The 13,969-nt window shown below is 65.8% G+C and carries 13 protein-coding genes; all 13 read left to right on the forward strand.

Going from position 1 to position 13,969, the window contains the following annotated elements; all coding sequences use genetic code 11:
* Window positions 1-750, forward strand: a 750-nt coding sequence (locus DYI24_RS09730; protein WP_164572143.1) for a response regulator, incomplete at its 5' end; no start/stop codon positions are given.
* 104 nt (window positions 751-854) lie between these two features.
* Window positions 855-1,334, forward strand: a complete 480-nt coding sequence (locus DYI24_RS09735; RefSeq protein ID WP_164572144.1) for a VOC family protein — start codon at window positions 855-857, stop codon at window positions 1,332-1,334.
* 120 nt (window positions 1,335-1,454) lie between these two features.
* Window positions 1,455-2,561 carry an efflux RND transporter periplasmic adaptor subunit gene (locus DYI24_RS09740; protein ID WP_164572145.1) on the forward strand — a complete coding sequence of 369 codons (1,107 nt, stop codon included), beginning with the start codon at window positions 1,455-1,457 and terminating at the stop codon, window positions 2,559-2,561.
* Between the two features lie 21 nt (window positions 2,562-2,582).
* Window positions 2,583-5,720, forward strand: coding sequence for an efflux RND transporter permease subunit (locus tag DYI24_RS09745; protein ID WP_164572146.1), 3,138 nt, complete (start codon window positions 2,583-2,585; stop codon window positions 5,718-5,720).
* Window positions 5,721-5,737: 17 nt separating this feature from the next.
* Entirely contained in the window at window positions 5,738-6,352 is a 615-nt protein-coding gene (locus DYI24_RS09750) for a TetR/AcrR family transcriptional regulator (RefSeq protein WP_164572147.1), read from the forward strand.
* A 17-nt stretch (window positions 6,353-6,369) separates the two neighbouring features.
* Entirely contained in the window at window positions 6,370-6,987 is a 618-nt protein-coding gene (locus tag DYI24_RS09755; protein WP_107345982.1) for a flavin reductase family protein, read from the forward strand.
* Window positions 6,988-7,256: 269 nt separating this feature from the next.
* Window positions 7,257-8,054 (forward strand): DeoR/GlpR family DNA-binding transcription regulator, encoded by a 798-nt coding sequence (locus DYI24_RS09760; RefSeq protein WP_164572148.1) that lies wholly within the window; start codon window positions 7,257-7,259, stop codon window positions 8,052-8,054.
* A gap of 188 nt (window positions 8,055-8,242) precedes the next feature.
* Complete coding sequence (glpD, locus tag DYI24_RS09765) at window positions 8,243-9,784, forward strand: glycerol-3-phosphate dehydrogenase (protein WP_349627759.1); 1,542 nt, start codon at window positions 8,243-8,245, stop codon at window positions 9,782-9,784.
* Window positions 9,781-10,860, forward strand: coding sequence for an ABC transporter ATP-binding protein (locus DYI24_RS09770; RefSeq protein ID WP_164572150.1), 1,080 nt, complete (start codon window positions 9,781-9,783; stop codon window positions 10,858-10,860). Before glpD ends, DYI24_RS09770 begins: the two co-directional genes overlap by 4 nt.
* 12 nt (window positions 10,861-10,872) lie before the next feature.
* A complete protein-coding gene (locus DYI24_RS09775; RefSeq protein ID WP_107356932.1) occupies window positions 10,873-11,973 on the forward strand; it encodes an ABC transporter ATP-binding protein in 1,101 nt (366 codons plus the stop codon).
* Window positions 11,973-12,875, forward strand: a complete 903-nt coding sequence (locus DYI24_RS09780) for a carbohydrate ABC transporter permease (RefSeq protein ID WP_107345976.1) — start codon at window positions 11,973-11,975, stop codon at window positions 12,873-12,875. Before DYI24_RS09775 ends, DYI24_RS09780 begins: the two co-directional genes overlap by 1 nt.
* Window positions 12,875-13,681, forward strand: a complete 807-nt coding sequence (locus DYI24_RS09785; protein WP_011159940.1) for a carbohydrate ABC transporter permease — start codon at window positions 12,875-12,877, stop codon at window positions 13,679-13,681. Before DYI24_RS09780 ends, DYI24_RS09785 begins: the two co-directional genes overlap by 1 nt.
* A 156-nt stretch (window positions 13,682-13,837) precedes the next feature.
* Window positions 13,838-13,969, forward strand: a 132-nt coding sequence (locus tag DYI24_RS09790; RefSeq protein ID WP_164572151.1) for a DUF2160 family membrane protein, incomplete at its 3' end; no start/stop codon positions are given.

Here is a 13,969-nt window from a genome sequence, read left to right on the forward strand (position 1 = left end):
GGCCGCCCGCTGCGCGTCCTGATCGCCGAAGACGACGCCACCAACCAGATGGTGGTGATGAAGATGCTGCAGGAATTCGCCGCCGAAATCACCGTGGTGTCCGACGGCACCGACGCGGTGACGGCGGCAGGCGAGGGCGAGTTCGACGTCGTGCTGATGGACGTGCGGATGCCCAACATGGATGGCCTTGCCGCCACCCGCGCGATCCGCGGCAAGGGCGGCGCGCTCGCCAAGCTGCCGATCATCGCGCTCACTGCGAACGCCTTCCCGGACGACGTCAAAGTCTGCCGCGACGCCGGCATGAACGACTTCCTGTCCAAGCCGCTGCGCAAGCCGGCGCTGGTCGCGGCCGTGCTGCGGGCGCTGCGCGGTGCGTCGACGCCGGTGACGATGCCGTCGCCGCCGATGCAGGTCGATATGGACACGCTCGCCGAACTCACCGCCGAGATCGGCCAGGATCAGGTGAGCGAGATGGTGGCGCTGTTCTTCGCTGAAACCGAGCGGCGGATCGCGCTGTTCCGGCGCTTCGCCGAACAGATGGACCGCCACACCATCGAGGTCGAAGCACATTCGCTCAAGGGTGGGGCCCGCACGCTCGGCTTCCACCCGATCGCCGAGATCGCGCGTTCGATCGAGCGCGATGCGAAGACGATCTCCCCGGAAGGGCTCGATCTGCTCACCGGTCAGCTCAACAAGGCGCTGATCGAACTGCGCCGGCAATGCGAAGGCAGCCTGAAGCTGGCGAGCTGACGTTCGATCGTCATTGCTTTTGAAAATTCGCGTCGGCTGTCGGCCGGCAGCGCGTTCGATCGTCCTCGGCACAATGCAGATGCGTTGTGCGGGAGGATGCGCGAATGTCGACGATCGTTCCTTGTCTGTGGTTTGCCGGCGAGGCCGAACAGGCAGCCCAGTTCTACGTGTCGCTGCTGCCGGACTCGCGGATCGACAACGTCCAGCGCAGCGTCGTCGACACCCCGAGCGGGCCCGAAGGCTCGGTGCTGGTGGTCGAGTTCACGGTCGCCGGGCAGCCGTTCATGGCGCTCAATGGCGGCACGCCGCTGCCGTTCAATCACGCGGTGTCGTTCAAGATCGATTGCGTCGATCAGGCCGAAGTCGATCGGCTGTGGGATGCGTTGCTGGCGGATGGCGGCGAGCCGGTGGCGTGCGGCTGGCTGCGCGACCGCTACGGCCTGTCCTGGCAGATCGTCCCCGCCGACGCGCTCAAGCTGTTCGCGGGCCCGAACCGCGAAGGCGCCAAGCGCGCCATGCAGGCGATGATGCAGATGGTGAAGCTCGACGTCAGCGCCCTCCAGCGAGCGTATGAGGGCGTGTAGGGGGGGCGTGAGAGCCCGGAAACAGAATCGGCCTCCATCACGGACTCATGATTTCTGACGATTATTGACAATCGTCAAAAATCAATCGACAGTTCCCATCACCGCAAGGGGAGGCTGCCGATGCGTGCGATTTCTGTTTTCGACGGGTTTTTCAGGCTGTTGGCAGGTACCCTGCTGGCCGTGGCGGTGCTCGGTCTGGCGGGCTGCGACGGCAAAGACGCCAAACAAGAGCTCTCCAAGCGTCCGGTCCTGGTCACGGCGGTGCATTACACCCCACAGGCGCCGGAGCGCAGCTTCGTCGGCACGATCAAGCCGCGCACCGAGACCGATGTCGGCTTCCGGGTCACCGGCAAGGTGGCCAAGCGCCTCGTCGAGGTCGGCGACACCGTGGAAGTCGGCCAGAAGCTCGCGCTGCTCGATCAGACCGATCTGAAGCTGCAGGCCGAGCAGGCCGAGGCCGAACACAGTGCCGCCAAGGGCGTGCTGGCGCAGGCGATCGCGTCTGAAAACCGCGCCAAGGAGCTCCGCGCCAAGGGCTGGGCGACCGAAGCCCAGATGGATCAGGCGCGCGCCACCGCGGACGAGGCCCGCGCCCGCTTCGTCCGCGCCGAGCGCTCCGTCGAGCTAACCCGCAACTCGCTATCCTACGCGACGCTTGAAGCCGACAGCCGCGGCGTCGTCGCAGCCGCGCTGGTCGAACCCGGGCAGGTGGTGGCAGCCGGTCAGGCCGCGTTCCGGCTCGCGCGGATTGGCGAGAAGGAAGCGGTGGTGGCAATCCCCGAGACGCTGATCACCCGCGCCACCAAAGGGCTGGCCGATGTCACGCTGTGGTCCGAGCCCGGCCGGCACTACCTCGCCAAGCTGCGCGAGGTGGCGCCGCTCGCCGATCCCGCGACCCGCACGTTCCTGGCCAAGTTCTCGCTGCCGGACGCCGACGACCGCGTCGTGCTCGGCATGACCGCGACGCTGACGCTGACCGATCCCGATAAGGTCCGCGTCGCCCGCGTGCCGCTGTCGGCGCTGTTCAATCAGGGCGGCGAGCCGTCGCTGTACGTCGTCGACGGCGGCGGCGAGGTGAAGCTGAAGCGGGTCGCCGTGAAGGCATACGAGACCGAAGACGTGGTGATCGCCGAGGGCGTCGACGAAGGCGATCAGATCGTCACGCTCGGCGTGCAGAAACTCGATCCGGCGGAAAAAGTGCGGGTGGTGTCGGCTCTGACGTTCTGATCTGCGCTGGGGAGTGCGACGATGCGTTTCAATTTGTCGGCCTGGGCGGTCCGACATCCGGCGCTGATCCTGTTTCTGATCTGCGCGCTCGGCTTCACCGGCATCTATTCGTATCAGCGGCTCGGCCGCGCCGAAGATCCGTCATTCACCGTCAAGGTCGCGGTGGTGTCGGCGATCTGGCCGGGCGCCACCGCCAAGGAGATGCAGGAACAGGTCGCCGACCCGATCGAGAAGAAGCTGCAGGAGCTGCCTTACTTCGAAAAGGTGCAGACCTATTCGAAGGCGTCGTTCACCGCGATGCAGGTGACATTCCGCGACTCGACGCCGCCGTCCGAAGTGCCGCACCTGCTCTATCTGCTGCGCAAGAAGCTGTGGGACGTCGCGCCGCAATTGCCGAGCAGTCTGATCGGCCCGTCGATCAACGACGAGTACGGCGACGTCGACTCGATTCTCTACATGATGACCGGCGACGGCGCGACCTACGCACAGCTCAAGAAGGCCGCCGAAGGATTGCGGCAGCGGCTGCTCAAGATCGCCAACGTCTCCAAGGTCAACATCTACGGCACCCAGGACGAGAAAATCTATGTCGAGTTCTCGCACGCCAAGCTGGCGACGCTCGGCCTGACGCCGCAAGCGATCTTCGACTCGCTCGCCAAGCAGAACGCGGTGGTGCCTGCCGGCACGGTCGAGACCTCGTCGCAGCGCGTGCCGCTGCGCGTCACCGGCGCGATCGATGGTGCGCAGGCCGTGGCGGAGACACCGGTCGAAAGCGGCGGCCGGGTGTTTCGCCTCGGCGACGTCGCCGAGATCCGCCACGGCTATGTCGATCCGACCGATTACCAGGTGCGGCAGAAGGGCAAGCCGGCGATCGGCATCGGCATTGTCACCGCCAAGGGCGCCAACATCCTGCAACTCGGCGAGCAGGTCAGTGCGGCGACCGCGGCGTTCATGGCCGACGTGCCGCAGGGCATCGACATCGAGCAGATCGCCGACCAGCCCGAAGTGGTGAAGCACGCGGTCGGCGAGTTCATGCGCTCGTTCGTCGAGGCGCTGGTGATCGTGCTGTTCGTGTCGTTCCTGGCGCTCGGCTGGCGCACCGGCATCGTGGTGGCGCTGTCGGTGCCGCTGGTGCTGGCGATCGTGTTCATCGTCATGAACGTGATGTCGCTCGATCTGCACCGGATCACGCTCGGCGCGCTGATCATCGCGCTCGGCCTGCTGGTCGACGACGCCATCATCGCGGTGGAGATGATGGTAGTGAAGATGGAGCAGGGCTGGGACCGCGCCAAGGCGGCGTCGTTCGCCTGGGAGTCGACGGCGTTTCCGATGCTGACCGGCACGCTGGTCACCGCGGCCGGCTTCCTGCCGATCGGCTTCGCCAATTCTGCGGTCGGGGAGTATGCCGGCGGCATCTTCTGGATCGTCGCGATCGCGCTGATCGCCTCGTGGTTCGTCGCGGTGATCTTCACGCCCTATATCGGCGTCAAGCTGCTGCCGGACTTCGCCGGCAAGAAAGGCCACAATCCGGACGAGGTGTATCACACCCGGATTTATCGCGCGCTCCGCGCCGCGGTGACGTGGTGCGTGCGCTGGCGCGGCACGGTGGTGACGGCCACGGTCGGCATCTTCATCGCCGCGGTGGTCGGCTTCGGCCATGTGCAGCAGCAGTTCTTCCCGCTGTCGGAACGGCCCGAACTATTCCTGCAGCTCCGCTTGCCCGAAGGCACCGCCTTCGATGTCACCACGAAGTCGGTGAAGGAAGCCGAGACGCTGCTCAAGGACGACGGCGATATCGCCACCTATACGGCCTATGTCGGTAAGGGCTCGCCACGGTTCTGGCTCGGCCTCAATCCGCAGCTTCCGACCGAATCCTTCGCCGAGATCGTGATCGTCGCCAAGGACGTCGCGGCGCGCGAGCGGATCAAGGCGCGGATCGAGCAGGCGGCGCATGGCGGCCGGCTCGCGGCGGCGCGGGTGCGTGTCGACCGCTTCAATTTCGGCCCGCCGGTCGGCTTCCCGGTTCAGTTCAGGGTGATCGGCCCGGACACCGCCAAGGTGCGCGAGATCGCCTATCAGGTCCGCGACGTGGTGAAGAAGAACGCGAGCGTCATCGATCCGCATCTCGATTGGAACGAGCAGTCGCCGTATCTGAAGCTGGTGGTCGATCAGTCGCGTGCCCGCGCGCTCGGCCTCACGCCGCAGGACGTCTCGCAGGCGCTGGCGATGCTGATCTCCGGCGCGCAAGTCACCACGGTGCGTGACGGCGTCGAGAAGATCGGCGTGGTCGCGCGCGCGGTGCCGAACGAGCGGCTCGATCTCGCCCGGATCGGCGAACTCACCATCACGGCGCGTAACGGCATGGCGGTGCCGCTGTCGCAGGTCGCCAAGGTCGAGTATTCGCACGAGGAGCCGATCCTGTGGCGCCGCAATCGCGACATGGCGATTACCGTGCGTGGCGACGTCGTCGACGGCGTGCAGGCGCCGGACGTCACCAATGCGATCTGGCCGCAGCTCGAGAGCATCCGCGCCAATCTGCAGCCGGCCTACCGGATCGAAACCGGCGGCGCGATCGAAGAGTCGACTAAGGGCAATGCGTCGATCTTCATCCTGTTTCCGGTGATGGTGATCGCGATGCTGGCGCTGCTGATGATCCAGCTGCAGAGCTTCCCGCGGCTGTTGCTGGTGTTCCTCACCGCGCCGCTCGGCATCATCGGCGCCTCGCTCGGCCTCAACGTCGCCTCGGCGCCGTTCGGCTTCGTGGCGCTTCTCGGCCTGATCGCGCTTGCCGGCATGATCATGCGTAACGCGGTGATCCTGGTCGACCAGATCGAGAGCGACGTCGCGCACGGCTCGACCCGGCGCGAGGCGATCGTCGAGGCGACGGTACGCCGGGCGCGACCGGTGGTGCTGACCGCGCTGGCGGCGATCCTGGCGATGATCCCGCTGTCGCGCTCGGCGTTCTGGGGCCCGATGGCGATCACCATCATGGGCGGCCTGTTCGTCGCCACCTTCCTGACGTTGTTCTATCTGCCGGGCCTGTACGCGCTGTGGTTCCGGAACAGCCTGGACGAACGTGGGAAGGTCGCCGAGCCGGATCTTGCGCCGCAACACGGCACCGGTGGCCCGAACGCCTTTCCGCTTGCCGACGCGGCGGAATAATTGAATATCTTGGCCCGATGACGCTTGTTTCTGAGAATACCGAAGCCGACATGCGGCACCGCATCCTGGTGGTGGCCGAACGGCTGTTCCGTGAGATCGGCTACCAGAAGACCACGGTGGCCGACATCGCCAAGCTGCTGCAGATGAGCCCGGCCAACGTGTATCGCTTCTTCGATTCGAAGAAGGCGATCCACAAGGGCGTGGCGCGGCATCTGATGGGCGAGGTCGAGCAGGCGGCGGTGGCCATCGTGCATGCGCCGGGGTCGGCGGTGCAGCGGCTGCGCGATCTGCTCACCACCGTGCACCGGATGAATTGCGAGCGCTACATCGGCGACGCCAAGCTGCACGAGATGGTGGCGATCGCGATGGAGGAAAACTGGGACGTCTGCATCGCCCATATGGAGTTCATCACCGGCACGATCGGCGAGGTGATCGTCCAGGGCGTGGCGAGCGGCGAGTTCAAGGTCGCCGATGTGCCGCAGGCGGCGAGTTGCACCTGCGCCGCGATGATCCGGTTCTTCCATCCGCAGATGATCGCGCAGAGCTTCACCAAGGAGCTGCCGAAGCTCGAGGACATGATCGATTTCGTACTGGCGGCGCTCGGCGCCGGCCGGCGCGCCGACGCGCAATAACAACAAGGACATCCCGCGTGACTGATCTGCATTCCTACAAGCCGGCGAACGGGCACGGCCTCAAGCACGACCCGTTCAACGCGATCATTGCGCCGCGGCCGATCGGCTGGATTTCGTCCTGCGATGCCGAGGGCCGCGTCAACCTCGCGCCGTACAGCTTCTTCAATGCCTTCAACTATCATCCGCCGCTGATCGGGTTCTCGTCCACCACCTGGAAGGACACCGTCGCCAACATCCAGCGCACCGGCGAGTTCGTGTGGAATCTGGTGACGATGGATCTGGCGCAGGCGATGAATGCCACCTCCGCCAGCGTGCCGCACGAAGTCGACGAATTCGCGCTCGGCAATCTCACCAAGCTCGACAGCGAACTGGTGAAGCCGCCGCGGGTTGCCGAGAGCCCGGTGTCGTTCGAATGCAAGCTGTCCGAGATCGTCCGGCTCAAGGGCGCCGACGGCGTCGAGGTCGACGCCTGGCTGACGATCGGCGAGGTGGTAATGGTGCACATCGACAAGCGCCTGATCGAAGACGGCGTCTATCAGACCGCCGCAGCGCGGCCGATCGTGCGCGCCGGCCGGCGCGGCGACTATTTCGAGATTCGCCCCGACGCGATGTTCGAGATGGTGCGGCCGGCATAGCGGCTTGTGAGTCCAAACGGCCGTCGCCTCCGTTTTGGCCCGTCATGCGGCCTTGTTGCGGTCACTGAGTCCTCACCCTGAGGAGCCCGGCGCAGCCGGGCGTCTCGAAGGGTGGGCCGCGCAGTACCAGCAGCCATGGTTCGAGACGGCGCTTCGCGCCTCCTCACCATGAGGCCGTGCGTGTTGCGGATCGCAGCCGTCTCGCGTGGCGCGTTGACCTGACGCGCGAACAGCCGCACCATGGCGCATCAATGTTGCAAGGTGCGTGCGTGACGGCTCTGACCCATCGTCAGTCTGAAATCCTCAACCTCGCCCGGGCCTCGGGCCGGGTGATGGTCGAGGATCTGGTGCGTCGCTTCGAGGTGTCGGCGCAGACCATCCGCAAGGATCTCAACGATCTGTGCGACCAGCGCTCGCTGACGCGAATCCACGGCGGCGCGATCATCGCCTCGGGCGTCGCCAATCTCGCCTATGAGGCGCGGCGCTTCGTTGCCGCCGAGGAGAAGAAGGCGATCGGGGCCGCAGCGGCGGCGCGGATTCCCAACGGCTGCTCGCTGTTCATCAATATCGGCACCACCACCGAAGAGGTCGCCAGCGCGCTGTCGGCGCACCAGGACCTGTTGGTGATCACCAACAATCTCAACGTCGCGATGCTGCTGTATCGGCATCCGCGGATCGAGGTGATCGTTGCCGGCGGCACCGTGCGGCGCGCGGATGGCGCGGTGATCGGCTCCACCGCCACCAGCCTGATCGGCCAGTTCAAGGTCGATTACGCGATCATCGGCGCCTCGGCGATCGACGAAGAGGGGGCGCTGCTCGACTTCGACTATCGCGAAGTCCAGGCCTCGCAGGCGATCATCGCCAATGCGCGCAGCGTGATGCTGGTGGCGGATTCGACCAAGCTGGAGCGCAACGCGCCGGTGCGGATCGCCGATCTCAGCCAGATCCAGACCTTTGTCACCGACCGCGCGCTGCCGTCGTCTCTGCAGGCGATCTGCGATGCCAATGGTATCGAGGTAATCGAAGCCTGCCCGGCGAAACCCGAGCTCGACGAATCCGCGGCCTAAACCGCCTCTCCCATCGTCAGTTGTGCCTGTCTCCCAGTCTCTGGGCGCGATTTCGCGTCTGGAAACGCGATCCTCTTGCAGATCGCAGTTGCTTTCGTTTTGGTTTGTGCTTTATTCGTTTTCCAGCGTAAATCGACAGAAGCGAAAGTGCATTGCAGCAAAATGCTGCGATGCGGTGAGGAGCGTCGGTGGGGATGGTGTACGACCTCGCGATCATCGGGGGCGGGATCAACGGCTGCGGCATCGCGCGCGATGCGGCGGGCCGGGGACATTCCGTGTTCCTGTGCGAGATGAATGACCTCGCCAGCGGCACCTCGTCATGGTCGACCAAGCTGATCCATGGTGGGCTGCGCTATCTCGAATATTTCGAGTTTCGCCTGGTGCGCGAAGCGCTGATCGAGCGCGAGCGGCTGTGGCAGATCGCGCCGCATATCATCGGGCCGCTGCGTTTCGTGCTGCCGCATCACGACGGCCTGCGCCCCGCCTGGCGGCTGCGGCTCGGGCTGTTCCTGTATGATTATCTCGGCGGCCGGAAGCTGCTGCCGCCGACCCGTTCGGTCGACCTGGCGCATGACGAAGTCGGCAAGCCGCTGATTCCCGGGCGCTACACCAAGGGCTTCGAGTATTCCGATTGCTTCGTTGACGACGCGCGGCTGGTGGTGCTCACCGCGCGTGATGCCGCCGAGCGCGGCGCCGAGATCCGCACCCGCACCCGCGCGGTGCAGGTCAGCCAGCACGACGGCATCTGGCAGGTGACGCTGGAAGATGTTGGCAGCGGCGCGCGCAGCACGATCCAGGCGCGGGCGCTGGTCAACGCCGCCGGTCCCTGGGTCGAAGGCGTGCTCGGCTCCGGCGCCGGGGTCGATGCTCGCTACAAGGTGCGGCTGGTGCAGGGCTCGCACATCGTCACCCGCAAGCTCTATGAACACGATCGCGCCTACATCTTCCAGAATGCCGATGGCCGCATCGTGTTCGCGATTCCGTATCAGGGCGACTTCACCCTGATCGGCACCACCGACCGCGATTATCACGGCGATCCGTCGCAGGTGAAAGCGACGCCGGAAGAAATCGACTATCTGTGCAAGGCGGTGAGCGGCTATTTCGCCAAGCCGGTGACGCCGGCCGACGTGGTGTGGACGTTCTCGGGCGTGCGGCCGCTGTATGACGACGGCGCCAGCGAAGCCAAGGCTGCGACCCGCGACTACGTGTTCGAACTCGACACCCCCGGCGGCGCGCCGCTGCTGTCGATCTATGGCGGCAAGATCACCACCTATCGCCGGCTCGCCGAAGAGGCGCTGGAGAAGCTGTCGTCCTATCTGAAGGGCGGAACGGCCAAACAGGGCTGGACCGCGCATCAGCCGCTGCCGGGCGGCGATTTCCCGATCGACGGTGGTCCGGCGCTGATCGGCGATCTGTTGCCCGACTATCCGTTCCTCGCCTCGGCTCACGCCTCGCGGCTGGTGCATGCCTACGGCACCCGGGCGCGTGACGTGCTCGGCGCGGCCAAGTCGGCGGCCGATCTTGGCCGCGACTTCGGCGCCACATTGACGGAGGCCGAGGTCCGCTATCTGATGAGCCGCGAATGGGCCTGCAGCGCGGACGACATCGTCTGGCGGCGATCCAAGCTCGGCTTGCGGCTGACACCGGCCGCGGTTGCCGCGCTCGACCAGTGGATCTCCGACCGCCGCGCCGCCGAGAAGCCCCAGCAGCAAGCGGGAGGCCGGGCATGAGCGTCAGCCTGGAGAATGTCACCAGGGTGCTGGACGGCGCTCCGGCGATCCGCAACGTATCGCTGACGCTGGAACGCGGCACGCTCAGCGTGCTGCTCGGGCCGACGCTGTCGGGCAAGACTTCGATCATGCGGCTGCTCGCCGGCCTCGACAAACCGACCACCGGCCGCGTGCTGGTCGACGGCAAGGACGTCACCGGCGCCGATGTGCGCAGCCGTTCGGTGGCGATGGTGTATCAGCAGTTCATCAACTACCCGTCGCTGACGGTGTACGAGAACATCGCCTCGCCGCTGCGGGTGCAGCGCAAGCCGCGCGCCGAGATCGAGCGCCGCGTCGCCGAGGCCGCCAAGCTGCTCAAGCTCGAGCCGTATCTGCAGCGCACGCCGCTGCAGCTCTCCGGCGGCCAGCAGCAGCGCACCGCGATCGCTCGCGCGCTGGTCAAGGGCGCCGATCTGGTGCTGCTCGACGAGCCGCTCGCCAACCTCGACTACAAGCTCCGCGAGGAGCTGCGCACCGAGCTGCCGAAGATCTTCGAGGCCTCCGGCGCGATCTTCGTCTATGCCACCACAGAGCCGTCCGAAGCCCTGCTGCTCGGCGGCCGCACCATCTGCATGTGGGAAGGCCAGGCGCTGCAGGTCGGGCCGACCCCGCAAGTCTATCGCAAGCCCGACACCATGCGGGTGGCGCAGGTGTTCTCCGATCCGCCGCTCAATCTCGTCGGCGCCGAGAAGAAGGCCGGCACCGTGCATTACTCCGGCGGCGTCACCGCGCCGGCGACCGGGGTGTTCGCCGGGCTCTCCGATGGCGCCTACCGCGTCGGCTTCCGTGCGCATCAGATCGAGGTGAAGAGCGCCGATCCGGAGCGGCATGCGTTCCAGGCGACCGTGGCGGTGACCGAGATCACCGGCTCGGAGAGCTTCGTGCATCTGAAGCGCGGCGACGACTATTGGGTCGCGGTGCTGCACGGCATCCACGAGTTCGAGCCGGGCCAGACGCTCGACGCCATCCTCGACCCCGCCAATCTGTTCGTGTTCGACGCGGCCGATCGCCTCGTCGCCGCGCCGAAGCCGATCTGAGGGGACAGCCCGATGGCGCGCATCGATCTCGTCGATCTTGCTCACTCCTATCTGGTCGGAGACGACCTGCCGCCGCAGGCCTATGCGCTGAAGCCGGTGTCGATGACCTGGCGGCAGGGCGGCGCCTATGCGCTGCTCGGCCCGTCGGGCTGCGGCAAGACCACGCTGCTGAATATCATCTCGGGCATCGTCACGCCGTCGCGCGGCAAGATCCTGTTCGACGGCCGCGACGTCACCGCGCTCTCCACCCGCGAGCGCAACATCGCGCAGGTGTTCCAGTTTCCGGTGATCTACGACACCATGACGGTGCGCGAGAATCTGGCGTTCCCGCTGAAGAACCGCGGTGTGCCGAAGGCCGAGATCGACCGGCGGGTCGCCGAGATCGCCGACCTGCTCGATCTGACGCCGAACTTAAAGCGCAAGGCGACGCGGCTCACCGCCGACGCCAAGCAGAAGATCTCGCTCGGCCGCGGACTGGTGCGCAGCGACGTTGCCGCGATCCTGTTCGACGAGCCGCTGACGGTGATCGATCCGCATCTGAAGTGGGAGCTGCGTTCGAAGCTCAAGGCGCTGCACCGCGCGCTCGACCTGACGATGATCTACGTCACCCACGACCAGACCGAGGCGCTGACCTTCGCCGACACCGTGGTGGTGATGCACGACGGCCGCGTCGTGCAGAGCGGCACGCCGGAGGAACTGTTCGAGCGCCCCGCCCACACCTTCGTCGGTTATTTCATCGGCTCGCCGGGCATGAACATCGTGCCAGCCGAGGTGAAGGGCCGCGAGGCGCTGGTCGCCGGCCATCGCGTGCCGCTCGCGCGCAGTTACGACAAGCTGCCCGCCGGCAAGATCGAGATCGGGGTGCGACCGGAATTCGTCCACCTCACCGCCAAGGCCCCCGGCCTGATGACCGGCCGTGTCGAACGGATCGACGATCTCGGCCGCATCCGGTTTGCGTCGGTGCGGGTCGGTGACGTCAAGATCGCCGCGCGGGTGCCGGATGGCTTCTCGCCGAGCGGGGATGAAGCGGCGCTGCGGTTCGAGCCGTCGCGCATTCACGTCTATGCCGACAGCGAAATCGTCGAAGGCAGCTCACTGGAGCAGGTCGCCTGATGGACAAGGTCGTCAACCAGAAAGCCTGGTTCCTGGTGCTGCCGGTGTTCGCCATCGTGGCGTTCTCGGCGATCCTGCCGCTGATGACGGTGGTGAACTATTCGGTGCAGGACACCTTCGGCAACAACCAGTTCTTCTGGAACGGGGTGGGCTGGTTCAAGGAGCTGCTCGATCCGTCGACTGATCTCGGTGGCCGGTTCTTCGCCTCGCTGTGGCGCAATCTGGCGTTCTCGGCGATCATCCTGGCGATCGAGGTGCCGCTCGGCATCGTGGTGGCGCTGGCGATGCCGCGCCACGGCTGGTCGGTGGCGTTCTGCCTGGTGATCATGGCGCTGCCGCTGCTGATCCCGTGGAACGTGGTCGGCACCATCTGGCAGATCTTCGGCCGCCCCGACATCGGCCTGATGGGCTACACGCTCAATCATCTCGGTTTCAATTACAACTACGTGTCCAACGATTTCGACGCCTGGGCCACGGTGGTGGTGATGGACGTCTGGCACTGGACCAGCCTGGTGGCGCTCTTGTGCTACGCCGGCCTGAAGTCGATCCCGGACGCGTATTATCAGGCGGCGCAGATCGACGGCGCGTCGCGCTGGGCGGTGTTCAAGGCGATCCAGCTGCCGAAGATGCACCGCGTGCTGCTGATCGCCGTGCTCCTGCGGTTCATGGATAGCTTCATGATATACACCGAGCCGTTCGTCGTCACCGGCGGCGGGCCGGGCAATTCGACCACTTTCATCTCGATCGAGCTGGTCAAGATCGCGCTCGGGCAGTTCGACCTCGGCAAGGCCGCGGCGCTGTCGATCGTCTACAACCTGATCATCATCATCGTGTGCTGGGTGTTCTACACCGTGATGACCAACGCCGGCGCCGAGCGCCAGCCGACCGAAGGGAGCGCGTGATGCATTCGATCCCCGGCCGCCGCATCGTCATGGCGCTGTATCTGCTATTTTTGATGTTGCCGATCTATTGGCTCGTCAACATGAGCTTCAAGACCAACGGCGAAATCGTCTCGACCATGACGCTGTGGCCGCACCAGCCCACGCTGGAGAACTACCGGACGATCTTCACCGATCCGAGCTGGTATTCGGGCTACATCAACTCGCTGCAATACGTCGTCATCAACACCGTGCTGTCGATCTCGTTCGCGCTGCCGGCGGCGTACGCGTTCTCGCGCTATCGCTTTCTTGGCGACAAGCACCTGTTCTTCTGGCTGCTGTCGAACCGCATGGCGCCGGCCGCGGTCTATGCGCTGCCGTTCTTCAATCTGTATTCGGCGCTGAACCTGTTCGATACGCCCTGGGCGGTGGCGCTGGCGCACTGCCTGTTCAACGTGCCGCTGGCGGTGTGGATCCTCGAAGGCTTCGTCTCCGGCGTGCCGAAGGAGATCGACGAGACTGCGTTCCTCGACGGCTACTCGTTTCCGCGGTTCTTCGTGAAGATCCTGATGCCCCTGATCGCCAGCGGCATCGGCGTCGCGGCGTTCTTCTGCTTCATGTTCTCCTGGGTCGAGCTGCTGCTGGCCCGCACCCTGACCTCGGTCAACGCCAAGCCGATCTCGGCGGTGATGACCCGCACCGTGTCGGCCGCCGGCATGGACTGGGGCCTACTCGCCGCCGCCGGCGTGCTCACCATCATCCCGGGCGCGTTGGTGATCTGGTTCGTCCGCAACTACATCGCGCGCGGCTTCGCGCTCGGCCGGGTGTGAGGGAATGATGACGCGAGTGCACCCCCATCGTCGTTGCGAGGAGAGCAGCGACGAAGCAATCCAGCTCCGTGTGCTGGGCTCTGGATTGCTTCGCTTCGCTCGCAATGATGGGGACGGGCTCTTCGCCTGCAACAATCGACGGGGAGGGCTCTGATCATGGATTCCTTCGCATGGATGGCGTGGACCTGGCCGACCGCGGCGTTCTTCGCCGCGCTCGCCGGCACGCTCGCGACCATGACCTGGCTCGCGGTAGTTGATCCCGAGGTCGAGCGCGTCGGTGTCTTGCGG

This window comes from Rhodopseudomonas sp. BR0C11 (assembly GCF_010820945.1).
Lineage (GTDB): Bacteria > Pseudomonadota > Alphaproteobacteria > Rhizobiales > Xanthobacteraceae > Rhodopseudomonas > Rhodopseudomonas palustris_H.

Coding starts and splice junctions, on each gene's coding strand:
- DYI24_RS09750 (WP_164572147.1), top strand. CDS start 5,738: ATGACGCTTGTTTCTGAGAATACCGAAGCCGACATGCGGCACCGCATC.
- DYI24_RS09770 (WP_164572150.1), top strand. CDS start 9,781: ATGAGCGTCAGCCTGGAGAATGTCACCAGGGTGCTGGACGGCGCTCCG.
- DYI24_RS09745 (WP_164572146.1), top strand. CDS start 2,583: ATGCGTTTCAATTTGTCGGCCTGGGCGGTCCGACATCCGGCGCTGATC.
- DYI24_RS09740 (WP_164572145.1), top strand. CDS start 1,455: ATGCGTGCGATTTCTGTTTTCGACGGGTTTTTCAGGCTGTTGGCAGGT.
- DYI24_RS09785 (WP_011159940.1), top strand. CDS start 12,875: ATGCATTCGATCCCCGGCCGCCGCATCGTCATGGCGCTGTATCTGCTA.
- DYI24_RS09735 (WP_164572144.1), top strand. CDS start 855: ATGTCGACGATCGTTCCTTGTCTGTGGTTTGCCGGCGAGGCCGAACAG.
- DYI24_RS09775 (WP_107356932.1), top strand. CDS start 10,873: ATGGCGCGCATCGATCTCGTCGATCTTGCTCACTCCTATCTGGTCGGA.
- DYI24_RS09780 (WP_107345976.1), top strand. CDS start 11,973: ATGGACAAGGTCGTCAACCAGAAAGCCTGGTTCCTGGTGCTGCCGGTG.